At 41.1% G+C, this 8,751-nt stretch carries 8 protein-coding genes; 7 read left to right on the forward strand and 1 reads right to left on the reverse strand.

The genetic code is table 11. The features are described 5' to 3' along the window. Positions 1-216: 216 nt before the first annotated feature. Positions 217-504 (reverse strand): hypothetical protein, encoded by a 288-nt coding sequence (locus ACFCTO_RS11905; protein WP_337506035.1) that lies wholly within the window; start codon positions 502-504, stop codon positions 217-219. 212 nt (positions 505-716) lie between these two features. Between ACFCTO_RS11905 and ACFCTO_RS11910 the strand changes: the two genes are divergently transcribed. The 7 genes from ACFCTO_RS11910 (at position 717) to ACFCTO_RS11940 (ending at position 8,481) form a co-directional block, all read left to right on the forward strand. Then, positions 717-1,085: a nucleotidyltransferase gene (locus ACFCTO_RS11910; RefSeq protein WP_302420505.1), complete on the forward strand. Its 369-nt coding sequence runs from the start codon at positions 717-719 to the stop codon at positions 1,083-1,085. A 187-nt stretch (positions 1,086-1,272) separates the two neighbouring features. Then, positions 1,273-2,160: a LysR family transcriptional regulator gene (locus ACFCTO_RS11915; protein ID WP_499876951.1), complete on the forward strand. Its 888-nt coding sequence runs from the start codon at positions 1,273-1,275 to the stop codon at positions 2,158-2,160. Positions 2,161-2,486: 326 nt separating this feature from the next. Further along, positions 2,487-3,902, forward strand: coding sequence for a GntP family permease (locus ACFCTO_RS11920; RefSeq protein WP_292300521.1), 1,416 nt, complete (start codon positions 2,487-2,489; stop codon positions 3,900-3,902). Between the two features lie 37 nt (positions 3,903-3,939). Further along, on the forward strand, positions 3,940-5,481 hold the full coding sequence (locus ACFCTO_RS11925; protein ID WP_292300523.1) for an acyl CoA:acetate/3-ketoacid CoA transferase: 1,542 nt from the start codon (positions 3,940-3,942) through the stop codon (positions 5,479-5,481). A gap of 26 nt (positions 5,482-5,507) precedes the next feature. After that, a complete protein-coding gene (locus tag ACFCTO_RS11930) occupies positions 5,508-5,924 on the forward strand; it encodes a MaoC family dehydratase (RefSeq protein WP_169013211.1) in 417 nt (138 codons plus the stop codon). 196 nt (positions 5,925-6,120) lie between these two features. Continuing rightward, positions 6,121-7,491 carry a short-chain fatty acid transporter gene (locus ACFCTO_RS11935; protein ID WP_292300526.1) on the forward strand — a complete coding sequence of 457 codons (1,371 nt, stop codon included), beginning with the start codon at positions 6,121-6,123 and terminating at the stop codon, positions 7,489-7,491. A 30-nt stretch (positions 7,492-7,521) separates the two neighbouring features. Next, on the forward strand, positions 7,522-8,481 hold the full coding sequence (locus tag ACFCTO_RS11940) for a 3-hydroxyacyl-CoA dehydrogenase family protein (RefSeq protein ID WP_370842962.1): 960 nt from the start codon (positions 7,522-7,524) through the stop codon (positions 8,479-8,481). The last annotated feature ends 270 nt before the right edge of the window (positions 8,482-8,751 follow it).

The raw sequence follows: 8,751 nt of genomic DNA on the forward strand, positions 1-8,751 counted from the left end.
AATGAATTCATCGCGTAACTCCTTTGAGATGATGTGTTTTAGCAGATTCATTATACTTCAAAGGTGTGGTTACGCGATATTTATTTGTTCAAAAAGTTGTAAACTGCTGTTAGGACGGAAAATATCGAGATTCAGGCAGTCTTCACTGCCTTTTGTTTTGCCCATGGCTCCCTGAATGGCAACAGGTCCCGGTTTCGTCGCATCGAAGATACCATTTCAGGCCTTGACGTCTGTCGGAGCTTTCCAGCGTTCTGCCTGACCGTACGGGATTCCTTTCCAGATTAGGGCCTGATTTTGCACATATCCCTGAACCATGCTGTTGCGAGTGTTCTGTAATGCCTTTCCTGTATAAGCCGGCGCTTTCGCCTGAAGCGGCGCTTTTACCGACGCCTCCGCTTTTGTAGCGAAGGTTTGGGAAACATCTGCTGGAGCCGTTCCCCAGGCCATGGAAGCAGCAAATGTGGCTGATAGCAATACGGATAACGTTTTTTGTTTTACATACATGAAAAAATTCCCCCATTATGATAAATTAGAACATCAATAAATAGTATTTCATGTATCAAATAATCCTGTCAAGGATTCGAATCCCTTTTCGGTTTAATATAAAATTCATGAATAAAAGCGATGACTAGAATGAATTCAACTCTTTTGCACTTTGTGAATTTATTTTATACGATAATATTATAGGAAAGAAAAAGATTAAAGGTGGTGATAATATGAAAACGTTTGAATTATTTTCCCAAGGGTTGAAGGATTTTTCTGGTCTGAAAAAAGAAGATTTGTCGAATGTCTTTGTATTGCATGGGATTGTTCACTGGTTTATGGACGAATTTGATTTAGGCCAACAGGTATTTCGGGAATGCCTTGAAAATAAAGATCCTGACCTTGCCATTTCCCTGACACCGAAAGAATTACTTTTAGATGCTTATGAACGATATTTATTTGTTAGCGAATCTACTTGGCTGTCGATGTTGAAGGATCGGTATCATCCAGATTGTTGCGAACCAGTAGAAGAAAAAGTACGGCGTATTCTTCAATATTATGTGCCGGCCTTTCAAGCTATGGAAAGAGAACTTGTAAAATAGGTGTAAGGCTGTCACTGAAATGGCAGCCTTTATCCTAAAAATATTAATGAATATAATTCATATACGATATGACTAAAAATGTACGGAGGGGGGGTAAAATAATAGCGTTTTGGTATACGATACGATATAATTAATACTATGAAATAATACTTCCTTCTTTACAATATCATTTTAGAAAAGGGGGGATATGATGAATATCAACCATTTTGCATATTTTATAGAAGCTGTTCGAGAAAATAGCATTACCAAGGCAGCTGAATCATTATTTATTAGTCAGTCTACTATTAGTAAGGCTATAAAAAGTTTAGAACAAGCCTATAATACGGAGTTGATTGATCGCAAAGCCCGGAAATTTAAGTTGACCTCAGCAGGGGAGATTTTTTACAATAGTGCTGTTAAAATTGTATCGAATTATCAATCAGAAACGGAAGTCCTGGCTACACTATTACATAGCCATCGAGGAAAACTCACGTTAGGGATTCCGCCGGTCACGATTACTGTTATTCATTCGTTACTACATCAATACAGTCAAATGTATCCGGAAATCAATTTACGCGTTATGGAGATTGGCGCACAGACTGCTTTTTCCCTGGCACAGTCAGGAGCCGTTGATATAGGCATTATTATCGAGCCTTTTGATAATCCTGAATTCAATAAAGTTCCCATTATGGTATCGGAAGCTGTTTGCGTCGTTTCTCCACATCATCGTTTAGCTAATTATGATACCATTTCATTTTCACAATTAAAAAATGAAAGGTTCCTTGTCCTTGATAAATCCTTCATGCTCTATTATCGGATTATCGATTGTTGCAAAGAGGCTGGATTTATACCTCATGTTGGTCTTGAAAGTGCACAATGGGACTTATTAGTAGAAGCTGTATCTGATGGGGAAAGCATAACCATTTTGCCAAAGCCGATTATCCAGAAGTTTTGCAGTAAAAAAGTAAAAATGTTGCATTTATGCACCCCATCGTTTCCTTGGATTCCTTTGGCAGCCTATCATAAAGAAAAATTTTTAAGCACTCCGATGAAATTGTTTTTAGACTTGATACAAAATGCAAAGTTTCATATTTGATTTTTAAATCAGCCTACAATGAGGACTGTCAGTTAGACAGTCCTTTTTTTGACGGATACGTGAAATTTATTCATTACTTTAATGAAATCGATGTATTTTACAAAGGCATGGATGAGATGATACCATGAAGGCAAGAAAAACATCCGAAAAATGAACTTCAGTTATTTACACGTGTGATGAACGGAATCAATGTTTTGGATTGTATGACGCTTTACCCCTTCTGTGCTTATTGGTCAAAATAATAAGGGGACGATGAAACGCCTTATATATTCTTACCATTATGCAACAACAAAATGTTTTATTTATGCCCAAAAGGAGTGATACGTATGGACTTTGGTGTAATCATTATTATCCTCAGTTTACTGGGATTGATTGCTTTTGCTTATCGCGGATTTTCCGTTATTATGATGGCACCGATTATGGCTTTATTAGCAGCAACATTATCGGGGCTGGCCATCATGCCTTCCTATACCGAGTTATTTATGGGTAAGGCTGTTACTTACATTAAATCGTTTTTCCCTATTTTCTTGTTAGGGGCCATCTTTGGTAAGGTCATGGAAGATACAGGCCTAGCCAGGAGTATTGCTAAAGCCATTATTACTGGTCTTGGCAAAGAACCCCATAAAGCAGTTCTCTCCATTGTTATTGCTGCTTCCCTTTTGACCTATGGTGGTGTCAGTCTTTTCGTCGTCGTCTTCGCTGTTTATCCTTTCGCAGCGGCTCTTTTCAAAGAAGCAAATTATCCGAAACGCTTACTTCCGGGGATTATTGCACTGGGGGCTTTTACGGCGACGATGGACTGCCTGCCTGGGACTCCTCAGATTCAGAACATTATTCCGACAGCCTATTTTGGGACGACCTTGTATTCGGCGCCTTTAGCCGGGATTATCGGTGCCTGTATCATTTACGGTGGTGGCTTTGTTTATCTTACCCATTGTCTGAAAAAAGCGATTGCCAAAGGGGAAGGATATGGCAATCATACCATCAATGAACCTGAAGACAATCCGGATGCAACCTTGGTATCTTGGAAACTGGCATGTGTCCCGTTGTTAGCTGTATTAGTCATTAACTTCCTCATTACGGAATATGTTGTTTGGCATCCAGCTATTCTTGAACCGTTCCAGTCGATGAAAGGCGTGCCTCTTGTAGTGGCTCATGTTAAAAACGTTGCGAGTATCTGGTCGTTGATCATTGCATTGGTAGCAGGGATTTTCCTGGCTTTGATTATTGGCAAGGGCGAAATTAAATCGATTGATCGTTTAACGAAAATTCTCAATGCCGGTGCCATTGGATCACTCTTAGCTATTATGAACACGGCGTCGGAAGTTGGTTACGGGAATGTTATCTCGCAGCTCCCTGGTTTCCAGCATGTAGCACATGCGCTGATTAATATTCATATTGGCGGTACGCCGCTGGTATCTGAAGCTATTAGTGTAACGACTTTAGCTGGGATTACCGGTTCGGCTTCTGGCGGTATGGCCATTGCTTTGGAATTGATGTCTCAGGAATGGATGGCTTGGGCGACTTCTATTGGAATGGGACCGGAAATCCTGCATCGTGTTGCTTCGATGGCTTCTGGCGGTCTTGATACACTGCCGCATAATGGTGCAGTCATTACGTTGTTGGCTGTTTGCGGTCTGACTCATCGCAGTTCGTATAAAAACATTTTTGCAATTACTTTGTTGAAGACATTTGCAGTATTTGTAATTATTATTATTTACTCTGTTACGGGACTTCACTAAAAATGAATAAATACATAATAAAGGAGATGTGATTCATATGGCAAAATTTGTAACGGCAGCGGAAGCAGTTAAACAAATTAAAGATGGTGCGATTCTTGCTACCAGTGGTTTTGTAGGCGGCTTAGTTCCTGAAACTGTGTTAAAAGAGATACAGACTTCGTTTAAGGAAACGGGCGCTCCGAAAGATTTAACGGTCATCTTTGCAGCTGGCCAGGGGGATGGTGGTGAACGCGGTCTGAATCATTTAGGTGAAGAAGGCTTGCTTCGCTGCATCGTCGGCGGGCACTTTAATTTAACGCCGCGCATCGGTAAGTTGATTACGGAAAATAAAGTATTTGCGTATAATTTTCCCCAAGGGACAATTTCCCAATGGTTCCGGGATATTGCCGGACATCGGCCGGGGACGATTACCAAAGTCGGCTTGAGGACCTTCGTTGACCCTCGCCTAGAAGGAGGCAAACTGAATGCCGGAACTACCCGGGATATGGTCGAAGTCATTCATATGAATGATGAAGAGTGGCTTTGGTATAAACCGTGGCCTATTCATGTTGGGATTATCCGCGGGACAACGGCTGACCAGGATGGCAATATTTCGATGGAAGAAGAAATCGGAACTGGTGAAGCGCTGTCCATTGCAGAAGCAGCTCATGCATGTGGCGGCATTGTTATTGCACAGGTTAAAAAAGCAGCCATTCGTGGGACACTGGATCCTAAGGATGTCAAAATTCCAGGTGTCTTAGTTGACTACATCGTCCAGAGTGATGCAGCAGACCACTTCATGACTTGGGATTATGAATTTAATCCAGCCTTTAATGGTGACTTGAAAGTGCCCGTCGATTCACTCCCAGCTATGCCGTTGACAAACCGTAAGATTATTGCCCGTCGCTGTGCCATGGAATTGATTCCGGATGCTGTCGTCAACTTAGGTATCGGTATGCCGGAAGGCGTATCATCTGTCGCTTCTGAAGAAGGAATCAACAGCATGGTATTGACGACTGAAGCGGGAACTATCGGTGGGATGCCGGCCGGCGGCAACAGTTTTGGGGCTGCTACCAATGCATATGCTATCCTTGACCAGCCTTACCAATTCGACTTTTATGACGGCGGCGGTGTTGACTTAGCTATCTTAGGGTTGGCTGAAGCCGATGAACATGGGAATATCAATGTCAGTAAGTTCAAAGGTCGTGTTGCCGGATGTGGTGGATTCATAAATATTACGCAAAACTCAAAAAAAGTGATTTATTGCGGTACATTTACAGCTGGTGGACTTAAAGAAACGGTTCAAGATGGCAAATTGATTATTACTCAGGAAGGACGTAACAAGAAGTTCCTCAAGCAGGTCGAACAAATCACCTTTAGTGGCGATTATGCAAACTCTGTAGGACAGCCTGTGCTTTATGTTACGGAACGAGCTGTATTTAAACTGACACCGGCTGGAATGGAATTGATTGAAATTGCTCCGGGGATTGATATGGAAAAAGATATATTGGCACATATGGAATTTAAGCCAATTATCAATGCTGTCAAATTGATGGACAGCCGGATTTTTGAAGATAAGCCAATGGGCTTACAGATATAGTTATTGCTCTTTAAGGAGGTGGTAGTATGGCCAGAAATGTCCGTTATGAAGACATCCATGTAGGAGATAAGGCGTCTTTATCAAAGACAATCTCTGAACATGATGTATATGCCTTTGCAGGCGTGACTGGGGACTTCAATCCGGTTCATGTAAATGCGGAATTTGCGAAAAACTCGCTGTTTAAACAACGAATTGCACATGGTATGATTTCAGCTGGTCTTATTTCGGCAGTATTAGGAACAGAGCTTCCTGGAATCGATACGATTTACATGAATCAGGAACTCAGCTTTTTAGCACCTGTTTTATACGGGGATACGCTGACCGCGACTGTCGAATGTATTGAAAAAGATGATAAGAAACATCGGATTATTTTCCGCACCACTGTCACCAACCAAGATGATAAATTGGTCACAGATGGTAAAGCAAGAGTCATGAAACGTTAACGTTTCGGCAGGTTTCACACGCCTGCAGTATTGATTTGGTTCCTATTTAAAAGCTCAAAGATAAAACCTGTTTTTATGAATAAAAGCCTTCGGATTTTGGAAAAACCGCCCTTTTGCATAGTTCGGAGGCTTCTATTCTCTTGTGAAATGTGAAATTCATCACAAATAAATTATGAAAAAGAAAGGAGATAACAGTATGGTTAAGGAAAAGAAGCAATTTACCGATTACTTTACGGATTTTGCCCAAAAATGGGTTCCTGATTCATATGTTATTGCCCTCGTATTAACAATTGTTGCTTTTATTTTAGCATTGCTATTTACTTCGTCAGGGCCCTTGGATACTGTCATTGCTTGGGGAAATGGATTTTGGACTTTGTTGGCATTTTCTATGCAGATGTCATTGATTGTTATTACTGGTTATGCTTTAGCTACAACTCCGGTTTGTACACGCCTTATTTCATCGGTATGCAGTAAACCGAATTCTCCCACGGCCGTTTATATTTATGTTGTTTTGTTATCATCTGTCGGATTTTATTTGAATTGGGGGTTTGGTTTGGTATTTGCAGCTCTTATTTGTAAGAATTTAGCTGTTCAAGCTGAACGTAAACATATTCTTATTGATTATCGCTATTTATGTGGTGCTGCATGGACGCCCTTCTTTATTTGGCATATGGGGCTTTCCGGTTCTGCTCCGTTATTGGTAGCCACAGCGGATCATTTTATGGTTAAAGAAATAGGTGTCATTCCCATTTCCATGACAATCTTCCATCCGTACAATTTGATTTTAACAATTCTCTCAGTTATTGCTATTTTAATTTTATTCGGATTCATACTTCAGCCAAAAGATAAGACTAAGATGATTTCTATTTCCCAGTGGAATCCGGAGTTAGCCAATATTACAGCCCCGGTTATGCCTAAGAAAAAGGATATTAAGACGCCGAGTGAATGGGTTACTTATACGCCGTGGTGTTCCTATGTGATTGGATGTATGTTTTTAGTTTATTTGGGATATCATTTCTTTGTTTTAGGGAAATCCTTGGATATCAATGTCTTGAATTTCCTTTTCCTGACGTTAATTATTTGGCTTTATGGTTCGCCAGCTGCGTTACTACAGGCTGTCAAAGCATCGACGCCAGCCGCTTGGGGCGTTATTTTACAGTTCCCCTTCTATGCAGGTATTTATGGCATCATGAAATATACTGGCTTAGTCGATACCATTGCATCCTGGGTCATCGCTTTTAGTAATGAAACGACATTCCCTGCTATTGCAGCCATCTTGACGGGGATTATCAGCTACTTTATTCCTTCGGGTGGCAGCAAGTGGGTTATTGAAGCGCCCTTCCTTATCCCGGCTGGCCAGGCATTGGGGATTCCTGATGCGCAGACCGTTATTGCTTATATGTTTGGCGGGGACTTGACGGCATTAGTACAACCGTTCTTTGCCGTTCCGTTTATGGCTGTTTGCGGATTAGAGTTCAAAGATTTTGTAGGATATAGTTTCGTTGCCTTTATTGTATTAGGCATCATCATGGTTGTCGGTTTAACGGTGATTCCTTTTGCTATTTAAAATTATGCGTGATAGAAAGAAGGTAGAAGTATGAAACAGTTGAAAGACATTAAACGGATTTGTAATTTAGGGTGTGGTACCATGGGGTTTGGCACAGCGATTGCGTTTGCCCAGAATGGCTATGAAGTAAACATGTTTGGACGTAAAGATGCCAGTATTGCCCGAGCTATGCGAAATATACATGCAACATTAGATGTCATGAAAGCCAATGATTTGCTGACTGAAGTGGAAGAAAAAGAATTACTCAGTCATATCCATGGTGTTACATCTATCGAAGATGCTGCTAAGGATGCCGATTTTGTCCTCGAATCGGTAGCAGAAGATATGGATGTTAAACAATATGTTTATGGAGAATTGGAAAAATATCTTGGTCCAGATGTTATTTTTGCTACAGACTCTTCTGGCCTTTTGCCGACAGAAGTCGCCTCCGTTCTCAAACATCCGGAACGTTTCGTCGTTGCTCATTTTTGGAATCCGCCGCATCTTATTCCTTTAGTTGAGGTCGTTCCGGGCGAAAAGACAAGCCAAGAGACAGTAGATATTACTTGGCAGCTTATGGAAAAAATCGGGAAAAAACCTGTAGCCCTTTTGAAAGAAGCTCCAGGATTCGTAGGAAACCGGTTACAGTTTGCTCTGCTTCGTGAAGCACTGTATTGTGTACAAGAGGGGATTGCGACAGCCGAAGCGGTTGATCTCATTTGTAAGTATAGCATTGGCCGTCGGTTAGGCGTAACAGGACCGCTTGAAACTGCCGATTTAGGAGGCCTTGATATTTTCTACAATATTTCAGCGTATTTGAATGCTGATTTGGCTGATGACAAAGAAGGCTCTTCCGTCATGAAAAAATGCGTTGATGAAGGGAACTTGGGCGCAAAAACGGGTACAGGACTATACCAGTGGAAACCTGAAGAATTGGATCGTATCAAGAAGACCCGAGAAGAAGTCTTGATTGAATGGTTGAAAAAAGATAAGGCCGGTCAGAAATTCTGATCGTTACTTATATACATTTGTCCTCCTTCAAGAACAGGGACTACCGCCGCAGCGGTGGTCCCTGTTCTTTATGTTTGAAGTTTAGAAAGACGGTTTTAAATTTTCACAGCAGTTATGGATTTAGTTCAACCCTTGGGTAAAGTGCTGTATGATTATAGATCAGCAGTTTACAACTTTTTGAACAAATAAATATCGCGTAACCACACCTTTGAAGTATAATGAATCTGCTAAAACACATCATCTCAAAGGAGTTACGCGATGAATTCATTA

It is taken from the genome of Megasphaera indica, assembly GCF_046614755.1.
Taxonomy (GTDB): domain Bacteria; phylum Bacillota; class Negativicutes; order Veillonellales; family Megasphaeraceae; genus Megasphaera; species Megasphaera intestinihominis.

Bases quoted from the DNA above. Each gene is read 5' to 3' on its own strand.
- ACFCTO_RS11905 (WP_337506035.1), bottom strand. From the start codon at position 504: ATGTATGTAAAACAAAAAACGTTATCCGTATTGCTATCAGCCACATTT.
- ACFCTO_RS11910 (WP_302420505.1), top strand. From the start codon at position 717: ATGAAAACGTTTGAATTATTTTCCCAAGGGTTGAAGGATTTTTCTGGT.
- ACFCTO_RS11915 (WP_499876951.1), top strand. From the start codon at position 1,273: ATGATGAATATCAACCATTTTGCATATTTTATAGAAGCTGTTCGAGAA.
- ACFCTO_RS11920 (WP_292300521.1), top strand. From the start codon at position 2,487: ATGGACTTTGGTGTAATCATTATTATCCTCAGTTTACTGGGATTGATT.
- ACFCTO_RS11925 (WP_292300523.1), top strand. From the start codon at position 3,940: ATGGCAAAATTTGTAACGGCAGCGGAAGCAGTTAAACAAATTAAAGAT.
- ACFCTO_RS11930 (WP_169013211.1), top strand. From the start codon at position 5,508: ATGGCCAGAAATGTCCGTTATGAAGACATCCATGTAGGAGATAAGGCG.
- ACFCTO_RS11935 (WP_292300526.1), top strand. From the start codon at position 6,121: ATGGTTAAGGAAAAGAAGCAATTTACCGATTACTTTACGGATTTTGCC.
- ACFCTO_RS11940 (WP_370842962.1), top strand. From the start codon at position 7,522: ATGAAACAGTTGAAAGACATTAAACGGATTTGTAATTTAGGGTGTGGT.